The sequence below is a fragment of the Bacillus sp. B1(2022) genome, from assembly GCF_040259625.1.
GTDB classification, from domain to species: Bacteria; Bacillota; Bacilli; order Bacillales; family Bacillaceae; genus Bacillus; species Bacillus velezensis.
In genome coordinates this window covers 266,930-290,683 of the sequence record NZ_JANIFO010000003.1, presented here as the reverse complement: position 1 = coordinate 290,683, position 23,754 = coordinate 266,930, and the positions used below count along the sequence as shown (strand labels likewise).

The window sequence follows — 23,754 nt, the reverse complement described above, 5'->3', positions numbered from 1 at the left end:
GATCCTCCTTATCGTATAAGTATCTCAATATTATCATAATCACCCGCTTATATCAGGCGCAGACATACTGAAATCCCCCTAGGGAAACAGGGGGATTTTATTGTTTCGTATGATGTTTTTGCATTTTTGCAAGAGCTTCCTGTGCCGCATGCTGCTCGGCTTCTTTTTTGGAACGTCCGTTCCCGATACCGAGCGCCTCACCTTTAAGAGAGACAAGCGCCTCGAATTCCCGGTTGTGGGCAGGCCCTTTTTCATTGAGAATTTTGTACTCAAGCGATCCTTTTCCGTCCCGCTGTACAAATTCTTGAAGCTGGCTTTTGAAATCCATCACATGAGAAAAAGCACCATCGTTTATTTTAGGGAACACGTACACTTTCAGGAATTGCTGAACCGGCTCAAGGCCCTGATCCAGATACAGTGCGCCAATAAACGCTTCAAACACATCCGCTAAAAGCGCAGGACGCTTTCTGCCGCCCGTCATTTCTTCTCCTTTTCCCAAGAGAACAAGATCGCCGAATGACAATTCATGGGCAAGTGAGACGAGTGACGGCTCGCATACGATAGCGGCTCTCAGCTTCGTCAAATCTCCTTCACTCATGGCCGGGTATTTGGCAAATAAGAATTGGGAGATCGTCAGTTCCAAAACAGCGTCACCTAAAAATTCAAGCCTTTCATTGTCTTCATACGGCTTTTTCCGATGCTCATTCACATAAGATGAATGTGTAAATGCTTGATACAAAAGTTTCTCGTTTTGAAAATGAACCGAAATCCGTTCTTGGAACTCTTTAAATTGCTCTATTTTTTTATAGAACTTTTTTTTATCTTTAAAATGTGAGTGTTTTGACATAGTAACCTCCATAGGCACATCAGGTTCACCGCGCTCCCCGCCGTAAACGGAATCGGCAGCGCGTACAGCGTCAGACGCCGGTAACCGAACGATTAAAGGGCTAAAGCCCCGCTGTCAGGCGGGACTTTAAGCATCAGCTTATTGCTGGTTTTGTATGTAGTTCACAGCGTCGCCGACTGTTGCAATCTTTTCAGCATCTTCGTCAGAAATCTCCATATCAAACTCGTCTTCAAGTTCCATAACAAGCTCAACTACATCTAGGGAATCAGCACCTAAGTCTTCCTTGAAAGAAGCTTCAAGTTTGACGTCAGCTTCATCAACGCCAAGGCGGTCTACGATGATTTTCGTTACACGCTCTAATGTATCTGCCATAGCAATTCACCTCCCCTCAAGTATTATAGAGGATTCGTTTTTAAAAAACTAGAGAAACTAGGATGAAATTTTAAAAACAAATCTTTACATCACCATTCCGCCGTCAATATGAAGGGTTTGGCCCGTCATATAACGCGATCCTTCAGAAGCAAGGAACGTAACAACGCTGCTGATATCGGAAGGATCACCGAAACGCGCGAGCGGAATCTGCTTCAGCATTTCATCTTGGACTTCTTTAGAAAGCTTGTCCGTCATATCTGTAGAAATAAAGCCCGGAGCAATGGCATTAACCGTAATATTGCGGCTCGCAAGCTCTTTGGCTGATGACTTCGTTAAGCCGATTACACCGGCTTTTGCCGCCACATAGTTCGCCTGGCCGGGGTTTCCGCTGACGCCGACGATTGATGATACGTTGATAATCCGGCCGGAGCGCTGTTTCATCATCTGTCTTGTCACGGCTTTCGTGCAGTTGAATACACCTTTCAGGTTAATGTTAATGACATCATCCCATTCATTTTCTTTCATTCTCATCAGAAGATTGTCTTTTGTGATCCCCGCATTGTTCACGAGAATGTCGATTGAAGAAAATGCAGCGACAGCCTCTTTCATCATGTTTTGTACTTCTTCGGAATTTGATACATCGGCTTTTACCGCGATCGCGTTTCGGCCCAAAGATTTGATTTCATCTACGACTTCGTTCGCTTTCGCTTCATTCCCGGAGTAGTTGACTACTACGTTACAGCCGTTTTTCGCAAGATCAAGCGCGATCGCCCGCCCGATTCCGCGGGACGCTCCCGTTACCACTGCTGTTTTTTCATTAAGCATCCTGATTCTCCTCCTTCAGCGTTTGAATCGCCAGTTCGATGGTTTCATGGTCAGAAACCGCGATTGTTTTAAGGCGGCGGTTCACTTTTTTCACAAGGCCTGAAAGCACTTTTCCCGGCCCGATTTCAACAAACGTCGTGACGCCTTCGTCAATCAGTTTGTTAATGGTTTCTTCAAAGCGAACAGGTGAATACAGCTGTTCGATCAGTTTTTTCTTGATATCGTCTTTTTCTGTCATAACGTCAGCCGAAACGTTTGAAATCACGGGAACAGCCGCATTTTTTAACTCACAGGCGCTGAGCACCTCCTCGAGTTTTTGCGCTGCCGGCTTCATTAATTCAGAATGGAACGGTCCGCTTACTTCTAATGGGATTGCCCGTTTTGCTCCGTTGTTTTTCGCTTCCTCTGAAGCCAGCTCCACGCCTTTTGCCGTTCCGGAAATTACGATCTGGCCGGGGCAGTTCAGGTTGGCAAGCTGTACGAGATGACCGTTTTCCGTCACTTGATCCGTCACCTTTTTCAAGGACTCCGCATCCATTCCGAGAATAGCTGCCATGGCGCCTTCTCCGGCCGGCACGGCTTCATTCATGAATTCTCCCCGTTTTCTTACCGTGTGAACGGCATCTTTAAATGTCATCGCTCCCGCCGCAACAAGCGCCGAATATTCTCCGAGGCTGTGTCCGGCGGTGAAATCAGGGGTGATGCCGAATTCTTTAAACTTTTCCAATACGGCAATGCTCGTTGTCAACAGCGCAGGCTGCGCATTGTATGTAAGGGTTAATTCTTCAGCGTCGCCTTCAAAAATGAGCGAGCTCAGCTTTGTTTCAAGCGTTTCGTCCGCTTCATCAAAAATACGTTTTGACACTTCTTCGCGTTCGTACAGGTCTTTTCCCATACCGATATATTGTGATCCCTGTCCGGGAAATAAAAATGCAATCTTACTCATGATGCGGTAACCTCCAGACTACTCATCTGTTTTTTCTTCTTTTACTTCTTCTTCTATAAATGCGGCCACGTTTTGGCTGACCATTTCTCTCGCCTGGCGCAGCGCATGGTAAACAGCGCGTGCGTCAGAAGAGCCGTGCGCTTTAACGACGGGCGCTTTCAAACCGAAAAGACTCGCCCCGCCGTACTCAGAATAGTCCATTTTCAGTTTCATTTCCATCAGCTTCGGCTTCAGCACTCCCGCTGCGAGCTTAGAAACAAAACTTGAAGTCAGTGTATCTTTCAGCATTTTGAAAATCGATAACGCTGAACCTTCCAATGTTTTCAACGTGACGTTGCCCGTAAAGCCGTCTGTGACGATGACGTCAGCAGCGCCTTCGAGCAAGTCTCTCGCCTCAACGTTTCCGACAAAATTCACGTTTGTTTCTTTTAATAGTTCAAACGTCTTTTTTGTCAGGTCGTTTCCTTTCTTTTCTTCCGTGCCGACATTTAACAATCCGACGCGGGGCGAGCTGATTCCGAGAACCTGCCGGGCATATACAGATCCCATAATTCCGTACTGGACGAGATGCTCCGGTTTGGCATCGACATTGGCTCCCACGTCCAAAAGAAGGAAACCGTCGCCTGAAACGGTCGGAAGCGTCGGCGCAAGCGCAGGCCGGTCGATTCCTTTAATTCTGCCGACGATAAACAGTCCCGCTGTCATGAGTGCACCCGTATTCCCCGCTGAGATGCAGGCGTCCGCTCTGTTTTCAGCCACTTCCTGCGCCATCAGCACCATAGAAGAGTTTTTCTTTCTGCGTACGGCGCGGACCGGTTCATCCGTCGGTTCAATCACTTCATCGGCGTGCAACACAGTGATGCGGTCTGATGTTGTTGGCAAGTGTGATTCTATCGTTGTCTTGTCACCGACCAGCGTAATATGAAGATCGTCAAATGCCTCAATACTCTTCATTACTCCGTCAATAACAGCTTTGGGTGCGTTGTCGCCCCCCATTGCATCTACAGCTATTCTCATGCATGCTCCACCTTTATGATTGTTTTGAACGGTACATGTCAAAGCTGCCGGAGAACACGACTTCTTCTCCCACATAGCTGTTGACTTCAACTACCGTTCTGCCTTTTTCTTTTTCGACTGCCGTCACTTTGGCTTTCGCAACGACGCGCTCGCCTTCTTTCACCTGTCTTGTAAAGCGGATATTTGCGCTTGCGGTCAGCGCCAGCTCATCATCAATGACGGCTACGGCGAGTGAGTTCGCCTGCGCAAACAAATGATGCCCCCGCGCAATTTGATTGCGGCTGAAGACATGCTCGCGTCTTACTTCTAATATGGAAATGGCCTGGCCGTCAAGCTCCAGATCAATAATTTCACCGATCACTTCGTCTAAAGACAGTGATTTCACTTCATCATCAAGCGTTTGTTCTGCCACGTTTTTAATTCTTTCCCTCAGCTCCGGTATTGAGAGCTCTAAGCGGTCTAAACGGATCGTCTGAATGCTGACGCCGAATTTCCCCGCTAATTCTTCATCTGTGATGAAGGGTGTCGATTTGATCGTCTGCTGCAATAATTTTTGGCGTTCTTTCTTGCTTCTTCTCATCTGTAAACACCATCCGGACAATTAAGACTAGGTACTAATAGTAGTATATAATCTCATAGTTTGGAATGCAATGATTGTTTTTTGAAAGCCGCCGAATTTTGCAGAATCAGCTTAATTTCTCCCCTTCCAGGACGCCGCTTGAAAGTAATTGACCGCGCAGCATGCGGTATTCGTCATCTTTCCAAAAAGCCTCTGAAGACACCAGATTGGCCGCATCCTGGCGGGCCGTTTCCAAAGCTCTGTAGTCATGAACCATATCCGCCACCTTGAACTCGGGCATACCGCTCTGTTTTTTTCCGAAGAAATCACCGGGGCCGCGCAGTTCAAGGTCCTTTTCAGACAGTTCGAAGCCGTCGTTTGTCTCCGACATGATTCTCATCCGTTCCTTCCCGGTTTCGGATTTCGGATCTGCCATCAAGATGCAGAAAGATTGGTGATCTCCCCGCCCGACCCGGCCGCGGAGCTGATGGAGCTGAGATAACCCGAAACGGTCGGCGTCATAGATGACCATAATCGTCGCATTCGGCACGTTCACGCCGACTTCTACGACGGTTGTTGACACAAGTACCTGACATTGATTGGCGCTGAATTCTCTCATCACCTGATCTTTTTCATCAGAATGGAGCTTCCCGTGCATCAGGCCGACATTCCATTTACCGCGGTAAACGTCAGACAGCATGTTATATACGTCAATCGCATTCTGTACATCCAGTTTATCCGACTCTTCAATGAGCGGGCAGATAATATAGGCTTGCCTTCCCTGCTTCAGCTCTTTTTCTATAAAAGCCAAAATCCGCTCCAGCATGTCGTGTTTCACCCAATACGTTTCGATTTGTTTTCGCCCCGCGGGCATTTCATCTATCACGGAAACATCCATTTCTCCGAAGACGGTAATGGCCAGCGTTCTCGGAATCGGAGTAGCTGTCATAAACAGCACATCCGGATCCTGACCTTTATTCTTGAGTTTTTTGCGCTGTTCGACCCCGAACCGGTGCTGCTCGTCCGTAATAACAAGGCTCAGCGCTTTGAATTCCACTTCATCCTGGATTAAAGCATGGGTCCCTACTAAAATATCAATCTCTCCGAGAGCAAGCCGCTCCAAAAGCTCCCTGCGCCGCTTTCCTTTGACAGAACTCGTCAAAAGCGCGATATTTACATCTTCATTTGCAAACAACGATACGAGAGAATCCGCATGCTGTTCGGCCAGAATTTCAGTCGGCACCATTAATGCCCCCTGATACCCCGACAAAATCGCAGCGTACAAAGCGATGGCGGCGACGGCCGTTTTCCCTGATCCGACATCACCTTGCAGCAGACGGTTCATTCGGTAAGGGGATGTCATATCAGCGGTAATTTCCCGAAGCACACGCGTCTGTGCGGTCGTGAGCGAAAACGGCAGGCTGTCTGTGAAAGCGGCGAGCTTTTCAGCAGGAAACACATGGCTGATGCCTTTTGACTGTTCCCTTTCCGCTTTACGGAACGCCTGCATTTTCAGCTGAAATAATAAGAATTCCTCGTAAACAAACCGGCGTCTTGCCTGCTGTAACGATTCCCTCGTTTCAGGCTGATGCATCGTCTGCAGGGCATGTTTGTAATCAGGCAGCTTGTAGCGGATTCTCAATTTTTCAGGAAGCGGATCGGCCGCACTGTCCAAATGATGCTGCAGCGCTTCCTTAATAAACCGTCTCATCATTTTTACGGTGACGTTTTCTTTAACGGAATAAACAGGCTCAATGCTTTTATCTTCTTGATGAGGACCGTTTTTTAATTCCTGCACGGAAACGGTCTGTCTGTGTTTATCCCATTTCCCTGATATCGTGACGACAGAACCTAACGTCAGTTTCTTTTTTAAGTAGGGACGGTTAAAGCAGACCGCGGTAATTAAATAATTGCCGACAAGCACTCTGAATGTCAGCCTGTTTCGTTTTTTGCCGTAATAGGTAAGAGAAGGTTCTGAATGAACCTTCCCTTCTACCGTCACTCTTTCTTCATGTTTTACTTCTTCTAAATCCCTCAGCTCATAGTCGTCATAACGGTAAGGGAAATAATTCAGAAGATCAGAAATGTCATAGATACCAAGTTCGTGCAATGTTTTTTCTGTTTCCGGCCCAATGCCCTTAATTTCCGCTATACTAGTTTGCTGATGGTGTGTCACTTGATTTCAGCGCTCCTCCGAAAATTTTTTTCTCTAATTCTCTTCCCGTCGGTGTCGCGGCTAAACCGCCTTGTCCGGTTTCACGCAGTGCTGTCGGCATTGTCTGGCCGATTTTGTACATCGCGTCAATCACCTCATCGCAAGGAATGCGGCTTGTAATCCCGGCCAGCGCCATATCCGCCGCGATCATTGCGTTGGATGCTCCCATTGCGTTTCGTTTGACACACGGCACTTCTACCAATCCGGCGACCGGGTCACATACGAGACCGAGCATATTTTTCAGTGTAATCGCCATTGCTTCCGCTGATTGCTGAGGCGTTCCGCCCGCCATTTCCACAATCGCAGCCGCTGCCATGCCTGATGCTGACCCGACTTCCGCCTGACAGCCTCCTGCCGCTCCTGAAATACTCGCATTATTTGCTACGACAAAACCGAACGCGCCGGCTGTAAACAGAAAACGGATCATTTGTTCTGTCGTAGGGTGCAGCTTATGCTTTACGGCGAATAACGTTCCCGGCACGACCCCGGCAGAGCCGGCGGTCGGTGTAGCGCAGATCGTTCCCATCGCCGCATTGACTTCATTTGTCGCCACAGCTTTAGAAACGGCGTCTAAAATCAGATTGCCCGACAGGCTTCTTCCCGATTGGATGTATGCCTGAAGTTTCACGGCATCTCCGCCTGTTAAACCGGTCTGACTCGTGACGCCCTTCAGCCCTTTTTCAACAGCTGCTTCCATGACGGAGAGATTGCGCTCCATTCCTTGAAAGATTTCTTCCCGCGTTTTTTGCGTCACTTCCATCTCTTGCGTGATCATCACTTCCGAAATCGGAATTTGTTTTTCTTGAGTGATTTCTATTAACTCTTTTACATTACGAAACATGTCATTTTCCTCCTGACTTTTTAGTCAGCTATCTTAGTAACCTGTATAATATTAGGAAGTGTTGAAAGCTCGTCAAGCACTTCTTCTTCAATATTCTGATCGACCTCAATCGTCATCAGCGCAAGCTGGCCGACGTCCTTACGCGCCACTTCCATATGTCCGACGTTGATGGAGAATTTCGCAAGCACATTGGCAACGCCTGCAATCGTGCCGAATTTATCATTGTGAACGACTAAAATAGCCGGATGGTTTCCGGACAGACGCAGCTCAAAGCCGTTGAGCTCCGTGATTTCTATTTTTCCGCCGCCGATGGAAATACCGGTAAGGGCAAGCTCTCCCTCCTCATCAGAAATGACGATACGCGCCGTATTCGGATGAACGGGCACGGCATCCTCTGTACGGAACTCTACATATATGCCCTTCTCTTCCGCAATTTGAATCGCTGTTTTAATCCGCTCATCAAATGTATCAAAATCAAGCAGGCCGCCGATAATCGCGACATCAGTGCCGTGACCCTTATACGTCTCCGCAAATGATCCGTAAAAAGACACAACGATCCGGCGGGGCTCCCGCCTGAATAAGCTTCTGGCCACTCTGCCGATCCGGGCGGCGCCTGCGGTATGTGAACTGGACGGACCGATCATTACCGGGCCGATAATATCAAAAACGCTTCTATACTTCATGCTGGTTTGCTCCTCCTTAACATCACTTCATTCAGCGCTTTTCTTTAGACTAATTGAACATTTCTCAATTGGCAAGCAGGCACACTGCCGCACTGCCGCAGGTAAATAAAGGCATAAGAATAGAAGGGCCTGATAAGCCCTTCTATTCTGCCGCAAATATATATGGATACAGAGGCTGTCTGCCGTTATGGATTTCAACCTCGATATCTTCACAGACGCTTGCAATATACTCAGCGAGTTTCTCAGCTTCTTCTTCGGGCGCGTCCTCTCCGTACAAAATGGTGACGATTTCATCTTCTTCCCCGATCATTTCATCCAGCAGCAGTTTCGCCGCACTTATCCGATCTTCGGCGCTGCCGATAATTGAACTGTTTAAAATGCCGATAAAATCACCTTTTTTAATATCTTTGCCGTCGATATGGGTGTCTCTGACTGAATATGTCACCTGTCCGCTTTTCACATTCCGGATGGCCTCAAGCATATTAGCTTCATTTACGTCAGCCGGCTGGTCAGGGTTAAACGCAAGCAGGGCAGTCATGCCTTGAGGGACCGTTTTTGCCGGAATGACAATGACATTTTCTTCCGCCACGCTCGCCGCCTGATTGGCAGCCATCACAATATTGGAATTGTTCGGAAGAATGAAAACCGTCTCCGCATTGACAGACTGAACGGCTTCAACAATATCTTCCGTGCTCGGATTCATTGTCTGGCCGCCTTCGATTACGTGTGAAGCGCCGATGCTCGTAAACAATTCAGAAATGCCCTCTCCCATTGCCACAGTCACGATGCCAAAAGGCTTGCGGGCTTCTTTCATAACGCCGGCCGGCTTTTTTTCATCATGTTCTTGGCTGATGATTGAAGTATGCTGTTCCCTCATGTTTTCAATTTTAATTTTAATCAAATCGCCGTAACGCTGTGCGAGATTGAGTACGTTCCCTGGTTCTTCGGCATGAATATGAACTTTCGCAAGAGTATCATCAGCCACGACCAGCAATGAATCGCCGAAACGGCTCAGTTCGTTTCTGAACGTCTCTTCCTTGAACGTCCGTTTATCTTGATCCAGCCTCACCATCACTTCCGTACAAAATCCGAATTCAATGTCTTCTGTACTCAGCATGCTCTGCGCGCTTTTATGATGCTCGGCATTCACCATATCATCGAGTGCCGGAAGAACCGCTTTTTTCGGTACGGCCTCTCCTTTTAAAGCAGCCAAAAAGCCTTCATATACACAAAGCAGACCTTTTCCGCCGCTGTCAACGACACCGACGTCCTTTAAAACAGGAAGCAGATCCGGCGTACGGTTCAGCGACGCTTCCGCTTCTTCAATAACGGCCTCCATGACCGAAATAATGTCGGTTTCTTCTTTGGCCGAGGCGACCGCTTTTTTAGCCGCATCCTTGGCCACGGTTAAAATCGTTCCTTCAACCGGTTTCATGACCGCCTTATATGCCATATCCACTCCCGCTTGGAGTGCTGCGGCAAATTCTTGGGCGTCTATTTGGTTTTTGTTTTCAATGCTCTTTGTGAAACCTCTGAACAATTGGGACAATATCACCCCTGAGTTTCCTCTCGCTCCCATAAGCAGGCCTTTTGACAGGGCGATGCCGACTTTGCCGATGTCGGGTGAGTCAATGTGCTCTACCTCTCTTGCACCGGATGACATCGATAAATTCATATTTGTTCCGGTATCGCCGTCAGGCACGGGAAACACGTTCAGCGCATCCACCGCGGACGCGTTTTGAGACAATGTCTCAGCCCCCGCCAGAATCATTGCCGCAAAAGCTCTCCCATCTAAGTTTCGTCTAGACAATACTCATCCTCCTCACTACGGGTTCGTTACTCGTACGCCTTGGACATAAATATTTACAGAATCAACTGCAAGTCCGATTGTTTGATTTACTGTGTATTTTACCTTCGTCTGAACATTGTGGGCTACTTCGGATACTTTAGTGCCGTAGCTGACAATAATGTACATGTCGATATGTATTTGTTCGGCTTCCTGACGGACATGTACGCCTTTTGCGAAGTTCTCTCTCCGGAGGATTTCAGACAAACCGTCTTTAATCTGGTTTTTTGAGGCCATCCCCACTATTCCGTAACAGTCAATGGCAGCGCCTCCGGCAACCATTGCGATGACTTCGTTGGATATATCAATCTGTCCGTATTTTGTCTTCATTTCAATGGACACACAGGTTCCTCCTTCAGATGCATAGAGTTATCATTATTCTACTATATGTATCCCATTATGAAAAGAAAAGATACAGACAGCGGCCTTCAGCGCGGAAATGTGATTGGTTTTACATGTCAAGTGATTTTTCTTGAAAGTAAGGGAAACAATAGTTGCAAACGGTTTTTAGCTGTGGTAAATTATTTAAAGTATTGTATAACGAAAGCATCTGAGACACTATGTTTGAAAAGATGTTTCGCGCAGTTAGGAGGGAAACAAATGGCACGTAAATGTTTTATTACAGGTAAAAAAACAAAAGCCGGAAACAACCGTTCTCACGCAATGAACGCTTCTAAGCGTACTTGGGGCGCCAACCTTCAAAAGGTCCGCATCCTTGTTGACGGCAAACCTAAAAAAGTGTATGTATCTGCCCGGGCTTTAAAATCCGGTAAAGTTGAGCGTGTATAAGCAAAAATGAACGCCTGCCCTTTTATGCGGCAGGCGTTTTTTATGCGTTCAAAGAGGGCAATTTCAGCTTCTTGGGCTTACTCTTTTCTAAATGAGCCCAGCATCGCCCGGACAATTCCTCCTAAAAACTTCGGCAATTTAATGGTATAAAATTTCATTTTGTCCCCTCCTATAAGTCCCGTATCCGCTGCGTTCATCACTTTAGGATTCATGGTTTTTTCCGCATATGGCAGAAGCCGCTTTTCTAATCCGCGCTCCTTACCATTATTAATATGCCTTTTGCAAACGAAAAAGTACCTCGTGAATGAATGAGTTCGTTACTAATACATAGTGTGGAACCCAGAGGAATATGACAATTATCAAGGGGATATTTAAAACCGTCGAGTGTCAGGCCGTCTGCCGCTTCCGTAAACGGAATGAAAGAAATATAGCGTCTGCTCGCTTTTTCTTCAATTGTATAACGGCCGGGCCCGAACATCTGAATGTCATTCTGCCGGTCGATCAGCTTGAGATCGGTATTCTTATGTAAGGCTTTATAAAGCAGCTGGATGTTCCCTAAAAAGTGATCGGCTCTTCCGCCCGTCACACCGAATATCCGAATGGTTTCCGGTTCTTTTTGTAAAGCCCAGTCAAGGGCGAGTTCAAGATCGGTATAATCTTTTTCCGCCTGATACACATGGAGGGCCGGCGCCGCTTTTTGAATCTGCATGAGCTCCTCTTCCGTAATGCTGTCAAAATCACCGAAAGCTTCCTGCGGAATGATTCCGGCTTCCAAAAGAGCAACCGTCCCTTTATCGACTCCGACCCACGTCGTATCTCCGTCAGTGTATTCGGATAGATCGGGAATAAGCTCCCGCGGGCCGCCCGCAACGATATTGATTGTCTTCATATGTTTTCCTCTCTCTTAGACGCGAAAAGAGCCGGCGGCTTTCACCGGGCTCTTTTTCAGCATGTTTATTACGCGTTTCGGATGTCAGCGATGGCTTTTTTCCGATCCGGCTGATTATATACGGCAGACCCGGCAACAAGCAGATTGGCGCCCGCTTCAGTGCATAAAGGGGCTGTTTCTTTATTAACGCCTCCGTCCACTTCGATTAAAAGCTCAGACAGGCCTTTCTCCTCAGCCAGCTGTTTGACCTGACGGATTTTCGGCAGAACCGAATGAATGAAGCGCTGTCCGCCAAAACCGGGGTTAACCGTCATTAACAGCACAAGGTCAAGCTCCTCGATCACATGTTCAATCATTTGGACGGGCGTATGCGGATTGAGCACAACTCCCGCTTTTACCCCCTGCTCTTTTATCAATTGAATGGTCCGGTGAAGATGCGGACACGCCTCAGCATGAACAGAAAGGATGTCCGCACCGGCTTTTGCGAATGCCGGGATGTAGCGGTCCGGGTTTTCAATCATAAGATGGACATCCAGCGGCAGATCAGTCACCGGACGGACGGCTTCAACGATAAGCGGCCCGATTGTAATGTTAGGGACGAAATGGCCATCCATGACATCAATATGGATATAGTCCGCCCCTCCTTTTTCCACGTCTTTAATTTCCTCGCCCAGTGAAGCAAAATCGGCGGAAAGAATTGATGGCGCAACCTTAATCATATTAATACCTCGGCTTTCTCTCTTTTATTTCCTGCATAAATTCTTTGTAATGCTCATAGCGGTACGGCTGAATCTCTCCTTCTTCCACCGCTTGCTTTACCGCGCATTTCGGCTCTTTAAGATGCAGACAGCCTCTGAATTTGCAAGAGGCGCTTATTTCTCTGATCTCAGGGAACGTGCTGCCCAGTTCTTCTTCCTCAATGCCGGTAAATTCAAGCGAACTGAACCCCGGAGTATCCGCAACCAGACCGCCTGATGTATGAATGAGCTCCACATGGCGCGTCGTATGTTTTCCGCGTCCCAAATGCGTGGAAATCTCGTTTGTTTTCAGCTCAAGCTCCGGGCTGATCGCATTTAAAAGCGAAGATTTTCCGACTCCGGACTGACCGGCAAACACCGTTGTTTTGTTCTCGAAGTGTTTCACAATGCCTGTTAAACCGCTGTTTTCTTTTGATGACGTCACATATACGTCATAACCGATCGCCTGATAGTCTTTCACGTAAGAAAGTATCGCCTCTTTCGATTCCCCTTCTGCAGCTAAGTCCATTTTGGTTATGCAGATGATCGGGTGAATACCGTTGGCTTCCACAAGGACGAGAAAACGGTCCAATAAAGACGTGCTGAACGCCGGCTGAACGGCAGAAAAGACAAGAACGGCCTGATCGACATTTGAAATCGGCGGCCTGATCAGCTCGTTTGTTCGTTCTTTGATTTCCAGCAGGTAGCCTTCTTTATCATTTTCAGCCTGATAAACGGCATAATCGCCGACCAGGGGCGTTATTTTATTTTTTCTGAAAATGCCCCGGCCCCTGCATTGAATGATCTTGTCCTGTGATTCATCCAAGACATAATAGAATCCGCTTAACGCTTTTATAATTTTGCCCTCAGGCATAGGGTCCCTCCTTGTCAGTCATTATCTTTCGGGTATTCAATCGTTTTGTAGCTGACGACTTTATGATCCACCATCACTTGATAATACCCCTTCTGTCCCTGATCAATCTTCAGTTCAATTGTTTTTTCAGTCGGCTCTTTTATTTTAAATGAGTCATACGTATCAGAGATGCTGTGGTCCTTATCATCGATGGCGATTTGCACTTCAAGCTCGTCCCCTTCATGTTCGGGTTCGTAAGGAATGCTGATTTTTTCTTTTACCGTTTTCGCCGGTTTTTCTTCAGGTCCGAGCGAGAACGTCACTTCAACATTACTTCCCGGCTTAACCGCAGTGCCGGCTGCCGGCTCTTGCTTCATAACTTGTCCTTCCGGCACGTCATCTGAATGGGCTTGTTTTTCAACAAGCTGCAGGCCGTTATCTTCAAGATACCCTGAAGCCGCTTCTTTGCTGTAAGTCTTTAAGTCCCTCAGCGTAACGTCCGCCGGGCCGAGGCTGACCGTTAGATTGACTTCATCGTCGCTTGCGACCATGTCGGTGCCGGCTGACGGGTTCTGATCAATTACGGTGCCGGCCTCGCTGTCATCGTTCTCTTCTTTGACATTGACATGTTTGAAGCCTTTTTCCTTCAGCGCTTTTTTTGCGTCGCCGATCTGCCGCCCTTTCACGTCGATCAGCTGGGTTTTCGGTTTTCCGATGCTTTTGTACAGTTTTACAGAAGAGCCTTCTTTAACGGTAGACCCCGCTTTTGGGTCCGTTTTGACCATTAATTCCTCTTCTATTTTTTCATCTTCAATGTCCGTTATATCAGGATCCGCCCGGAGCCCGTTCTTTTCAAGCAGGGCTTCCGCTTTTTCGTACTTCATGCCCCGTACGTCGGGGACGCTTACATCTTTAGGCATAAATAAAGACGGAAACACGGTGACCGCAAGAATAGCCGCCATAATGAAAATGAAACAGACGGCCAGCAAAACCCACGGCCATTTCCGTTTTTTCTTTTTGGCGGGCTGCTGTTCCTTATCATCCGTCTCCCCCGGCGTTTCCGCCTGAGGCGCGGCTTTTGCGCCGTCAGTAATAACGGGAATGGCTTTTGTCATTTCCTCATCATCCTGCACGGAAAATTTTTGTTCATTCAGCCTGCCGGCGTCAAAAGCCGTTCTGATGTCCGCTTCCATGTCCTCGGCGCTTTCATAGCGGTGAAACGGGTCTTTAGCGGTTGCCTTTAAAATAATGTTTTCGACGCTCTGCGGAATGGAAGGGTTCCACTTTCTGGCGGAAGGCGTTTCTGTTTGCAGATGCTTTAGCGCTATACTGACGGCTGATTCTCCGTCAAAAGGGATTTCACCTGTTAAAAGCTCAAACAGCACGATGCCGAGCGCGTAAATATCTGATTTTTTCGTTGCCAGACCGCCTCTCGCCTGCTCCGGAGACAAATAATGAACCGAGCCCAGCACAGAATTCGTATGTGTGATTGTCGTAGACGTAAGCGCTGTGGCGATGCCGAAATCCGTCACCTTGATATGCCCTAAATGATCTATCAATATATTGTGCGGTTTAATATCCCGGTGCACGATATGGTTTTGATGGGCATGGGCGATGGCCGAGACGATCTGCTCCATAACGGACAGCGCTTCTTTCGGATGGAACGGTCCGTGTGCGTTTATGTATTCCTTTAATGTCATGCCTTCCACATATTCCATGACAATGTAATAAATATCGCCTTCCTCCCCGATATCGTAAATACTGACGATATTCGGATGATCGAGGCTTGATGCCGACTGTGCTTCTCTTCTGAAACGCCTGATAAAATCAATGTCATTCACAAAGTCAAACCGCAGAATTTTAATTGCGACTTCACGTTCGAGAATGATGTCCTCAGCTAAAAAAACGTTTGCCATTCCGCCGCCGCCAATGGGCCGGAGGATATGATAACGCCCGCTGATCCGCTTGCCGGTTAGCACTTGTCTTCACCCTCTTTTGCATCTGCGGAAAACTCAATCAACACAGCCGTGATGTTATCTTCGCCGCCGTTTTGATTCGCTTTGCTGATGAGAAGGTCTACTTTTTCCTGAGGATCAGATTCGGCTTGAAGCATTTGTTTGATCTCGTGATCTTCTATTTTATTTGACAGTCCGTCAGAGCATAAAAGCAGCTGATCGCCGTCAGACAGTTCAAAAGAACGGGCGTCGGGACTGATGGTTTCATCTGTCCCCAGCGCTCTCGTCAATACATTTTTCCGCGGATGGTGCTCGGCGTCCTCTTTTGAAATTTCTCCTGTCTTGACCAGCTCATTCACAAGCGAATGGTCCTCAGTCAGCTGAGTGAATTCCCCCTCTTGAAGCAGGTAGCACCGGCTGTCACCGATATGAGCCACAGTGACAAACTTCCCGGTGAATAAGGCGCAAACAACAGTGGTGCCCATTCCCCGGCATTCTTCATTCGATTTAGCGTGGTCATGTACTTTGACATTCGCCTCATGAATCCGGTCTTTCAGCCAATCCTCGCAAGCAGACGGCAGAGAAGGAACCGTTTCGGTCCGGTTCCACTGCTCTTCCATCGCCGCAACCGCCATCCTGCTCGCTACATCTCCGGCAAGATGACCGCCCATGCCGTCGGCGACAACCGCAAGCACCGCGTCTTCTTTTGTGAAAATGCCCGCCGCATCTTCATTATGCCGGCGGACTTTACCTGTATCTGTTTTCAAGGCTGTAATCAACCTCTTCACCTCGTCTCGTCTTGACGCTCCTTCGCGCGAAGCTGACCGCAGGCCGCGTCAATGTCATGGCCTTGCTCTCTTCTGATCGTGACATTTACACCGCGGGATTTTAACGTTTTTTCGAATGCGAAAATCTGATCTCTCGGTGTGCGGACGTAATCCCGTTCAGGCACATAGTTTACCGGAATTAAATTGACATGGCATTTCACGTCTTTTAACAGTTCTGCAAGCTCTTCTGCATGTTCGACCTGATCATTTACGCCACCGAACAGCCCGTATTCAAAGCTGATCCGTCTGCCTGTTTTCTCGATGTAATATTTGACGGCCTCCATAAGGTCAGGAAGCTTATAGGCTTTGTTAATCGGCATCAGACGGCTTCTAATTTCCGTATTCGGAGCATGCAGAGAAATCGCGAAATTGATCTGCATTTTTTGATCGGCGAAATCGTAAATCTTCGGAATGATTCCGCTGGTGGAAACTGTGATATGACGCGCTCCGATGTTCAGCCCTTTATCGTGGTTAATGATTTTTAAGAAAGCGAGCATTTCATTGAAATTATCAAACGGCTCTCCGATTCCCATGATGACGACTGAGCTGACGCGTTCATCCGTTTCATCAAGCGCCTTTTGCACTTTCACGACTTGAGCGACGATTTCTCCCGCTTCAAGATTCCGTTTCAGTCCGCCGAGCGTTGACGCGCAAAATGTGCAGCCGATCCGGCAGCCGACCTGTGTCGTTACACATACAGAATTACCATACTCGTGTCTCATTAAAACCGTTTCGATCGTATAACCGTCATGAAGCTCAAATAAAAATTTCATCGTGCCGTCTTGAGATGTCTGTTTTACAGCCGTTTTCAGCGTTGTCAGCACAAAATTGCTCTCGAGTTTTTCACGCAGGCTTTTTGAGAGGTTTGTCATTTCATCAAATGAAGAAACCCGCTTCTCATAAAGCCATTCAAAAATCTGTGCTGCGCGGAACGGCTTTTCGCCATTCTCGGTCAGCCATTGTTTGATTTCATCTAATTCAAAAGAGTAAATGGACGGCTGCTCAGTCCGCAGCTCTTTCCGTACGCTTGTCTTTTTTAATTGTGTCATTTTTTATCCCTTCTTTCTCATGCTGCTAATAAAGAAACCGTCTGTTCCGAAATAATGCGGAAGAATTTGAAGGCTTCCATCCTGAACAAAGGGTCTCGCCTTTTCAGGCAGCCGCTTTTCAAGAGACAAATCGGGTTCAAACTCAGGGTGTTCTTGTATAAACGCATGCATAACTTCTTCATTTTCTGTCCGGTCCATTGTACACGTACTGTATACGAGTGTGCCACCTTTTTTTACTAATGGGGCGATTTCCCTTAAAATGCCGAGCTGGATTTCTGACAGCCGTCTGCTGTCCTCCGGCGTCTTCGTATATTTCATATCGGGTTTTCTTCTGATGACGCCGAAACCTGAGCAAGGGGCATCAACGAGAACACGGTCAAACCGTTCTGCGCCAAAGGCCTCTCCCGCTTTTCGCGCATCCATCGTTTGCGCGTCGATGATCGTAAGCCCGAGCCGTTCTGCGCCCTCTTTAATCAGCTTCACTTTATGGCGGTGAAGATCAAGCGATGTGAGGCTCCCCTCGTTCTCCATCAGTTCCGCAATGTGAGCCGACTTTCCGCCCGGTGCGGCGCATGCGTCTAAAACGGTTTCGCCCGGCTTCGGGTCCAGCGCCCGCGCGACAAGCATTGAGCTTTCATCCTGTATGGATACCCGGCCGTTTTGGAAAAATGCCGTGTTCGCGATGCTTCCTTTTAAAAGCTTAATCGCATCAGGAGAAAGGTCTCCGGCTTCAGCTTCAAGACCGGCATTCTCCATCTCATTCAGCACCGTTTCCCTGTCGCTCTTTATGTGATTGACACGGAGCGTCTGCTTCGGCGGAATGAGATGAATCCGGCAGATCTTTTCAGCTGCCTCAAAGCCGTACGCCTCGACCCACTCTTTTACGAGCCACTCGGGATGGCTTGTCTCTGTGGAAAGACGGAGAACCGGGTCTTCAATTTCAGCGAATGACGGCGCCCCTTCACGCTGCAGGGAGCGGAGGATGCCGTTGACAAAGGACGCAATGCCCTTATGCCCGCGTTTTTTGGCGATCTCAACCGCTTCATGAATGGCGGCGCGATCCGGTATTTTTTCTAAATACTCCATTTGATACGCGGACAGACGAAGCAGCTGAATCACCCATGGCTTCACTTTATTCGGCTTGCGGATAAAAGGCTTCAGCATGTAGTCTAAGGCGATTTTATTTTGCAGTGTTCCGTAGACAAGCTCTGTCAGCAGTCCTCTGTCCTGATCGCTGAGCGTGTTCGTTTTGATAACCGATGTAAGAAGCAGGTTGCTGTATGCCTGATTTTGCTCAAGCTTCTCAAGCGCTTCAAGGGCGAGCTCCCGGACATTAATTTTCTTCATTTGCTTCTCCTAACACGTCACCGGGCTGCACATTTTTGCCTCTTACAAAATCTTCGCCCTTCATCCGTTTTTTTCCCGCCGGCTGCAGCTCTGTGATTAAAAGGGCGGTGCTGTTTCCTGATGCGACGACAATGCCGTTTTGCTCCGTGCGGATGACTGTTCCGGGCGCAGCTTCAGTTTTTGCCGCAACTTTTTCAGAAGCCCATACTTTCATATTTTGACCGTTCAAAGTTGTATAGGCGACAGGCCAAGGGTTTAAACCTCTGATCTGGTTGTAGATCTCTTCTCCGGGCTTTGCCCAATCAATCCGCTCCTGCTCACGCTTAATGTTAGGCGCGTAAGTCGCTTTTGATTCGTCCTGTTTGATCGGTTTAATATTTCCGGAAATGACGTTCGGGACGGTCTCTGACAAAAGCTTTGCCCCCGCTATGCTTAATTTGTCGTGAAGCGTGCCGACGTTATCCGTTTCATCAATTTCCACTTCGATTTTCGAAATCATATCGCCCGCATCAAGCTTTTCAACCATATACATGATTGTCACGCCCGTTTTCTTCTTGCCTTGGAGAATCGAATAATGTATCGGCGCTCCGCCTCTTAATTCAGGCAATAGTGACGCGTGTACGTTGATACAGCCGTATTTCGGGCCGTCCAGCAGCTGCTTGGGCAGGATCTGTCCGAATGCCGCCGTAACAATCAGGTCCGGCTTCAGGCTGAGCACTTTTTCTATTTCTTCTTCGAGCCTTACTTTTTCGGGCTGAAGCACGGGAATGCCGTGACGTTCAGCTTCAGCCTTAACAGGAGGGGGCGTCATGATTTTTTTTCTGCCTTTCGGGCGGTCAGGCTGCGTAACGACACCAACCACTTCATACCCGTCTTCAATAAGCGTGCGCAGGACGGGAACTGAAAAATCGGGCGTTCCCATAAAAACGATCCTTGTCATCCAATCATCCTTCCATTTCTGCCAGTTCTTCTTCAGTGTAGTAAGCCGTAATTTTTGATGTGAATAAAATGCCGTCTAAATGATCCATTTCATGCTGAACGGCTCTGGCCAAAAAACCCTCCGCTTCTAAAATAAACGGTTTTCCTTTACGGTCATAGGCTTTTACCTTTACGTAATCCGGGCGGGTGACATCCCCGTAAACCCCGGGAAAGCTTAAGCAGCCCTCGACTCCGGTCTGTTCACCGCTCTTTTCAAGAATAACCGGATTTACAAGGTCGATCCGGCCGCTTTCTTCACCGATGTCCACGACGGCCGCTCTTTTTAAAATGCCGATTTGCGGCGCGGCGAGGCCGACGCCATCCATTTCGAGCATCGTATCGTACATATCGTCAAGCAATTTTTTTAATTTTTTATCAAACACTGTCACTTCATCAGCGGGTGTTTCCAGAACCTCCGCCGGGTGTGTGACGATTTTTTTCACAGCCAAAATTTTGCCCTCCAAAAACTAATGTTACATTAGCATGTACGGATTCATATCGATTGAAATCATGACATGCTTTTGCGCAATGTCGCGTTTATAGTGCTCCAGTATCTTTTTCAACTGAATCTGCAACTCGTTTTCCTGTCTGTATTTTATCACGCATTGATAGCGATATCTATCTTTGATCCTGGCGATCGGGGAAGCCGCCGGCCCGAGAATTTTCGTATCAGGCCCGCATCCCGCTCTTAAATAGTTTGTAATCTTTTCTGCGGTGACCGCGGCTTTTGCCGCTTCTTCATGAGAAACGGTCACCAGCGCCACGTAATAATAAGGCGGGTATGACTGGGCCCGTCTGTGCGCCATTTCCTGCTGAAAAAAAGTTTCATAGTCGTGCGTTTTCGTCAGCTGAATGCTGTAATGAGACGGTGTATACGTTTGAATGACCACCGTTCCCGGCTTTTCATGCCGCCCGGCCCGGCCGCTTACCTGCGTCAGCAGCTGGAATGTCTTCTCCGCGGCCCTGAAATCAGGGATGTGAAGCGTCGTATCTGCGCTTAATACTCCGACGAGCGTCACGTTCGGAAAATCAAGCCCTTTTGCGATCATTTGCGTACCGAGCAGGATATCCGCCTTCCCTTCACCGAACGCTGACAACAGTTTTTCATGGGCGCCTTTTCTTGAAGTGGTGTCCACATCCATCCTGATCACGCGCGCCTGAGGCAGCACTTTGGTAAGCTCCTCCTCCACACGCTGCGTTCCCGTGCCGAAAAAGCGGATATGTTCGCTGCCGCATTCCGGGCATGTTCCCGGGACAGGTTCCTCATGGCCGCAGTAATGGCATTTCAGCCTTTGTCCGTAGCGGTGATAAGTCATCGAAATGTCGCAATGCGGACATTGCGGCACATAACCGCAGTCCCGGCACATCACAAACGAGGAATACCCCCGTTTATTCAGAAAAAGGACGGCCTGCTCTTTTTTTGCAAGCTTCTCTTCCAGCTGTTCCATCAGTTCTCTTGAAAACATTGATCTGTTGCCGTTTCTCAGTTCTTCTCTCATATCAACGAGAGAAACGTCAGGCATGAGCTGGCGATTCACGCGATGTTTTAACGGAAGCAGCTCATAAACGCCTTTTTTCGCCCGCGCAAATGACTCCAATGTCGGCGTGGCGCTCCCGAGGACGACCGGACAGCTGTGATGCTCGGCCCGGCGGATGGCTACGTCCTTTGCATGATACCGCGGCATTTCCTCCTGCTTATAGGAAGATTCGTGCTCTTCATCAATAATGATCATGCCGAGATTTTCAAACGGGGCAAAGATGGCCGATCTGGCTCCGACGACAAGCCGGACTTCCTTGCGCTGAATCTTCCGCCATTCATCGTATTTTTCACCTGTGGATAATCCGCTGTGCATGACCGCAACCTGTGAGCCGAAGCGGCCTTTAAAACGGTTGACCATTTGCGGTGTCAACGAGATTTCCGGAACGAGCACGATGGCTTCTTGTCCTTTTGCCAGCACTTTCTCAATGGATTGCAGGTAAATTTCCGTTTTGCCGCTTCCCGTGACGCCGTGAAGCAGAAAGACGTGATGGACATGATCGGCTACAGCTTGTTTAATCGGCTCAAAAGCGGCCTGCTGCTCTTCTGTAAGAGAGAGCGGCTCTGTTTTTTTGAACATTCTATCCTGATAAGGATCGCGGTAAACCTCCTCAAAGCTTTCCGTAAGAAGCCCCTTTTTAAGAAGTGTTTTCAGCGTCGCGGAACTGGAATCGGTCTTTTTGCAAAGCTCGGCCGCGGAAATCTTTGCTCCCCCGCCGATAAAATAAGTAAGCACGGCGAGCTGTTTAGAAGCCTGCTTTGTCAATGAATCTGCGTGCCGGGCGAGTTCTTCTTTGTCCGCCCCCGCTTCGATCATGCGGATCATTTTTTTATTCGTTTTTTGGGCGACTTTATATGTGACATCAATGCTTCCTTTGCGCACGAATTTTTGAAGTGACGAAAGAATGCTTTCATCGGTAATATCCGAGTACAGAAGACTTTTTTGATTCCTGAAAAGCTGTTTGATGTCCGGTGTCAGCGCTTCTTCGTCAACGACTTTCAGCTCTTTCTCGTACTTCGCCTTCAGTGCGGCGGGCAGCATTGCCTGAAGCGCCGTGATTTTAAACGACAGCGTTTTGTCAGAAAGCCATGAAGACAGCTGCATCAGTTCCTCAGTCAGAACGGGCGTCAAATCAAGAAGCTTCTCGACTTCCTTCATTGAGCCGCCGTTTAATTCAGACGAATCTTTCAAACCGGTCACAAATCCTTGAAGCTTGCGCGGGCCAAACGGGACAATCACCCGCATGCCGACTTCGATCATCCCTTTTAAATGATCAGGAATTTTGTAATCAAAGGGTCTGTCAATGTTTTTAGAGCTGACATCGACAATGACTTCTGCTACATTCATACGGGTTTTCGGTCCTCGGCTTTCAAAGCGGTCATTTCCTTCAGCATTTCAAAGGAAACGTCAAGTTTAGACATAAGCGCAAGCTCCCGTTTTCTTCCGTCCCGGAAATAGAAGGTGACGACATTCGTATCCGTGCCAAATCCGGCCCCTTCTGCTTTCACATCATTCGCAACGATCATATCAAGGTTTTTCTGTTCGAGTTTTCTGCGCGCATAGCGTTCGACGTCTTGCGTTTCAGCCGCAAATCCGACCAGCAGCTGGTGTGTTTTCCGTTCGCCGAGTTCTTTCAGTATGTCTGCCGTACGGTTGAATTCGATCACGAGCGAACCGTCTTTCTTCTTCATTTTGTGATCAGAAACAACCGCCGGCGTAAAATCGGCCACGGCCGCCGTCTTAATCACCATGTCGCATGAATCAAACACAGAAAGCACGGCTTCTCTCATATCGGCTGCCGATTGCACAGGAAGAAACTGATACAGCCCGACTGGCGGCTCTATTGACACCGGGCCTGAAATCAGCGTCACCCGCGCCCCGAGACGGACGGCGGCTTCAGCAGCGGCGTAGCCCATTTTGCCGGTGGATTTATTTGTGAAGAAGCGGACAGGGTCCACGGCTTCGCGCGTCGGACCGGCCGTAATGACAATATGTTTTCCTTTCAGCGGCGCATCGTCTTCAGGCTCCTTAAAATGCTCTCTGACACGCTCAACAATAAGCTCCGGCTCCTCCAGCCTTCCTTTGCCGACATATCCGCATGCCAAATAGCCTTCACTCGGTTCGATAAAGCGGACCCCGTCCTGATAAAGCACAGAGATGTTCCGTTTCACCGCCGGATGATCATACATATGGACATTCATCGCAGGCGCCACCCAGACCGGGGCCTCAGCCGCCAGCACCGTCGTTGTGAGCATATCGTCAGCAATTCCGTTGGCAAGCTTTCCGATGATATTTGCCGTAGCGGGCGCGACAATAATTAAATCCGCCCAGTCAGCGGCATCAATATGAGAAATCACCTTCGGATTTTGTTCATTAAATGTATCTGTATATACTTCATTCCGGCTCAGCGCCTGAAATGTCAGCGGAGAAACAAACTCACGCGCGGACTCAGTCATAATCACTTTGACGTTTGCGCCGGCCTGAACCAGCTTGCTCGTGAGTGCGGAAGCTTTATAAACGGCAATTCCTCCGCTTACGCATAGCAAAATGTTTCGGTTTTTCATGAAGTCTTCTCCCCTTTATGAAAGCATTGGACAAATCCCAAACGGAAAAAAATAACAACCTATGTAGAGATAGGTTG

The 23,754-nt window shown here is 48.2% G+C and carries 24 protein-coding genes; 1 reads left to right on the top strand and 23 read right to left on the bottom strand.

Annotated elements, in window-relative coordinates; translation table 11 throughout:
* Positions 1–97: 97 nt before the first annotated feature.
* From rncS to NQS30_RS07510, 11 genes are all read right to left on the bottom strand, one after another.
* The gene (gene rncS, locus NQS30_RS07560; protein WP_014417754.1) at positions 98–847 is read right to left on the bottom strand and encodes a ribonuclease III; all 750 of its coding nucleotides are present in this window, start codon (positions 845–847) and stop codon (positions 98–100) included.
* 138 nt (positions 848–985) lie between these two features.
* Positions 986–1,219 (bottom strand): acyl carrier protein, encoded by a 234-nt coding sequence (gene acpP / locus NQS30_RS07555; RefSeq protein WP_003154310.1) that lies wholly within the window; start codon positions 1,217–1,219, stop codon positions 986–988.
* An 84-nt stretch (positions 1,220–1,303) separates the two neighbouring features.
* Positions 1,304–2,044 carry a 3-oxoacyl-[acyl-carrier-protein] reductase gene (gene fabG, locus NQS30_RS07550; RefSeq protein WP_003154312.1) on the bottom strand — a complete coding sequence of 247 codons (741 nt, stop codon included), beginning with the start codon at positions 2,042–2,044 and terminating at the stop codon, positions 1,304–1,306.
* Positions 2,037–2,990 (bottom strand): ACP S-malonyltransferase, encoded by a 954-nt coding sequence (fabD, locus tag NQS30_RS07545; RefSeq protein WP_218791627.1) that lies wholly within the window; start codon positions 2,988–2,990, stop codon positions 2,037–2,039. Before fabD ends, fabG begins: the two co-directional genes overlap by 8 nt.
* Positions 2,991–3,008: 18 nt before the next feature.
* A complete protein-coding gene (gene plsX, locus NQS30_RS07540) occupies positions 3,009–4,007 on the bottom strand; it encodes a phosphate acyltransferase PlsX (protein WP_007409758.1) in 999 nt (332 codons plus the stop codon).
* Positions 4,008–4,020: 13 nt separating this feature from the next.
* Positions 4,021–4,587 carry a transcription factor FapR gene (fapR, locus tag NQS30_RS07535; RefSeq protein WP_003154320.1) on the bottom strand — a complete coding sequence of 189 codons (567 nt, stop codon included), beginning with the start codon at positions 4,585–4,587 and terminating at the stop codon, positions 4,021–4,023.
* Between the two features lie 106 nt (positions 4,588–4,693).
* Positions 4,694–6,742: an ATP-dependent DNA helicase RecG gene (gene recG, locus NQS30_RS07530; RefSeq protein WP_014417753.1), complete on the bottom strand. Its 2,049-nt coding sequence runs from the start codon at positions 6,740–6,742 to the stop codon at positions 4,694–4,696.
* Positions 6,720–7,622 carry an L-serine ammonia-lyase, iron-sulfur-dependent, subunit alpha gene (sdaAA, locus tag NQS30_RS07525; RefSeq protein WP_012117539.1) on the bottom strand — a complete coding sequence of 301 codons (903 nt, stop codon included), beginning with the start codon at positions 7,620–7,622 and terminating at the stop codon, positions 6,720–6,722. Before sdaAA ends, recG begins: the two co-directional genes overlap by 23 nt.
* A 20-nt stretch (positions 7,623–7,642) precedes the next feature.
* The gene (gene sdaAB / locus NQS30_RS07520; RefSeq protein ID WP_032871450.1) at positions 7,643–8,305 is read right to left on the bottom strand and encodes an L-serine ammonia-lyase, iron-sulfur-dependent subunit beta; all 663 of its coding nucleotides are present in this window, start codon (positions 8,303–8,305) and stop codon (positions 7,643–7,645) included.
* 142 nt (positions 8,306–8,447) lie between these two features.
* A complete protein-coding gene (locus NQS30_RS07515; protein WP_022553356.1) occupies positions 8,448–10,115 on the bottom strand; it encodes a DAK2 domain-containing protein in 1,668 nt (555 codons plus the stop codon).
* Positions 10,116–10,130: 15 nt separating this feature from the next.
* Positions 10,131–10,493 carry an Asp23/Gls24 family envelope stress response protein gene (locus NQS30_RS07510; RefSeq protein ID WP_025284717.1) on the bottom strand — a complete coding sequence of 121 codons (363 nt, stop codon included), beginning with the start codon at positions 10,491–10,493 and terminating at the stop codon, positions 10,131–10,133.
* Between the two features lie 258 nt (positions 10,494–10,751).
* On the opposite strand from NQS30_RS07510, the gene rpmB reads away from it, so the two are divergent.
* Positions 10,752–10,940, top strand: a complete 189-nt coding sequence (gene rpmB / locus NQS30_RS07505; protein WP_003154328.1) for a 50S ribosomal protein L28 — start codon at positions 10,752–10,754, stop codon at positions 10,938–10,940.
* Between the two features lie 77 nt (positions 10,941–11,017).
* On the opposite strand, the gene spoVM is transcribed toward rpmB, so the two are convergent.
* From spoVM to coaBC, 12 genes are all read right to left on the bottom strand, one after another.
* Complete coding sequence (gene spoVM, locus NQS30_RS07500; RefSeq protein WP_003154329.1) at positions 11,018–11,098, bottom strand: stage V sporulation protein SpoVM; 81 nt, start codon at positions 11,096–11,098, stop codon at positions 11,018–11,020.
* An 86-nt stretch (positions 11,099–11,184) separates the two neighbouring features.
* Positions 11,185–11,829, bottom strand: a complete 645-nt coding sequence (locus NQS30_RS07495) for a thiamine diphosphokinase (protein ID WP_025284716.1) — start codon at positions 11,827–11,829, stop codon at positions 11,185–11,187.
* Positions 11,830–11,897: 68 nt separating this feature from the next.
* Entirely contained in the window at positions 11,898–12,548 is a 651-nt protein-coding gene (gene rpe / locus NQS30_RS07490; RefSeq protein WP_025284715.1) for a ribulose-phosphate 3-epimerase, read from the bottom strand.
* A gap of 1 nt (position 12,549) precedes the next feature.
* The gene (gene rsgA / locus NQS30_RS07485; RefSeq protein WP_025284714.1) at positions 12,550–13,440 is read right to left on the bottom strand and encodes a ribosome small subunit-dependent GTPase A; all 891 of its coding nucleotides are present in this window, start codon (positions 13,438–13,440) and stop codon (positions 12,550–12,552) included.
* Positions 13,441–13,454: 14 nt separating this feature from the next.
* Positions 13,455–15,398, bottom strand: a complete 1,944-nt coding sequence (gene pknB / locus NQS30_RS07480; RefSeq protein WP_122503903.1) for a Stk1 family PASTA domain-containing Ser/Thr kinase — start codon at positions 15,396–15,398, stop codon at positions 13,455–13,457.
* Complete coding sequence (locus NQS30_RS07475) at positions 15,392–16,153, bottom strand: Stp1/IreP family PP2C-type Ser/Thr phosphatase (RefSeq protein WP_124693043.1); 762 nt, start codon at positions 16,151–16,153, stop codon at positions 15,392–15,394. Before NQS30_RS07475 ends, pknB begins: the two co-directional genes overlap by 7 nt.
* Positions 16,154–16,158: 5 nt before the next feature.
* Entirely contained in the window at positions 16,159–17,250 is a 1,092-nt protein-coding gene (gene rlmN / locus NQS30_RS07470; protein WP_003154339.1) for a dual-specificity RNA methyltransferase RlmN, read from the bottom strand.
* Between the two features lie 3 nt (positions 17,251–17,253).
* Positions 17,254–18,597 (bottom strand): 16S rRNA (cytosine(967)-C(5))-methyltransferase RsmB, encoded by a 1,344-nt coding sequence (rsmB, locus tag NQS30_RS07465; protein ID WP_043021074.1) that lies wholly within the window; start codon positions 18,595–18,597, stop codon positions 17,254–17,256.
* On the bottom strand, positions 18,584–19,537 hold the full coding sequence (gene fmt, locus NQS30_RS07460; protein WP_012117531.1) for a methionyl-tRNA formyltransferase: 954 nt from the start codon (positions 19,535–19,537) through the stop codon (positions 18,584–18,586). The genes rsmB and fmt overlap by 14 nt, the downstream gene beginning before the upstream one ends.
* Before the next feature lie 4 nt (positions 19,538–19,541).
* Positions 19,542–20,024, bottom strand: a complete 483-nt coding sequence (gene def, locus NQS30_RS07455) for a peptide deformylase (protein WP_012117530.1) — start codon at positions 20,022–20,024, stop codon at positions 19,542–19,544.
* A 24-nt stretch (positions 20,025–20,048) separates the two neighbouring features.
* Positions 20,049–22,460, bottom strand: coding sequence for a primosomal protein N' (priA, locus tag NQS30_RS07450; RefSeq protein ID WP_039063083.1), 2,412 nt, complete (start codon positions 22,458–22,460; stop codon positions 20,049–20,051).
* Positions 22,457–23,677, bottom strand: a complete 1,221-nt coding sequence (gene coaBC / locus NQS30_RS07445; protein WP_043021073.1) for a bifunctional phosphopantothenoylcysteine decarboxylase/phosphopantothenate--cysteine ligase CoaBC — start codon at positions 23,675–23,677, stop codon at positions 22,457–22,459. Before coaBC ends, priA begins: the two co-directional genes overlap by 4 nt.
* Positions 23,678–23,754: the final 77 nt, after the last annotated feature.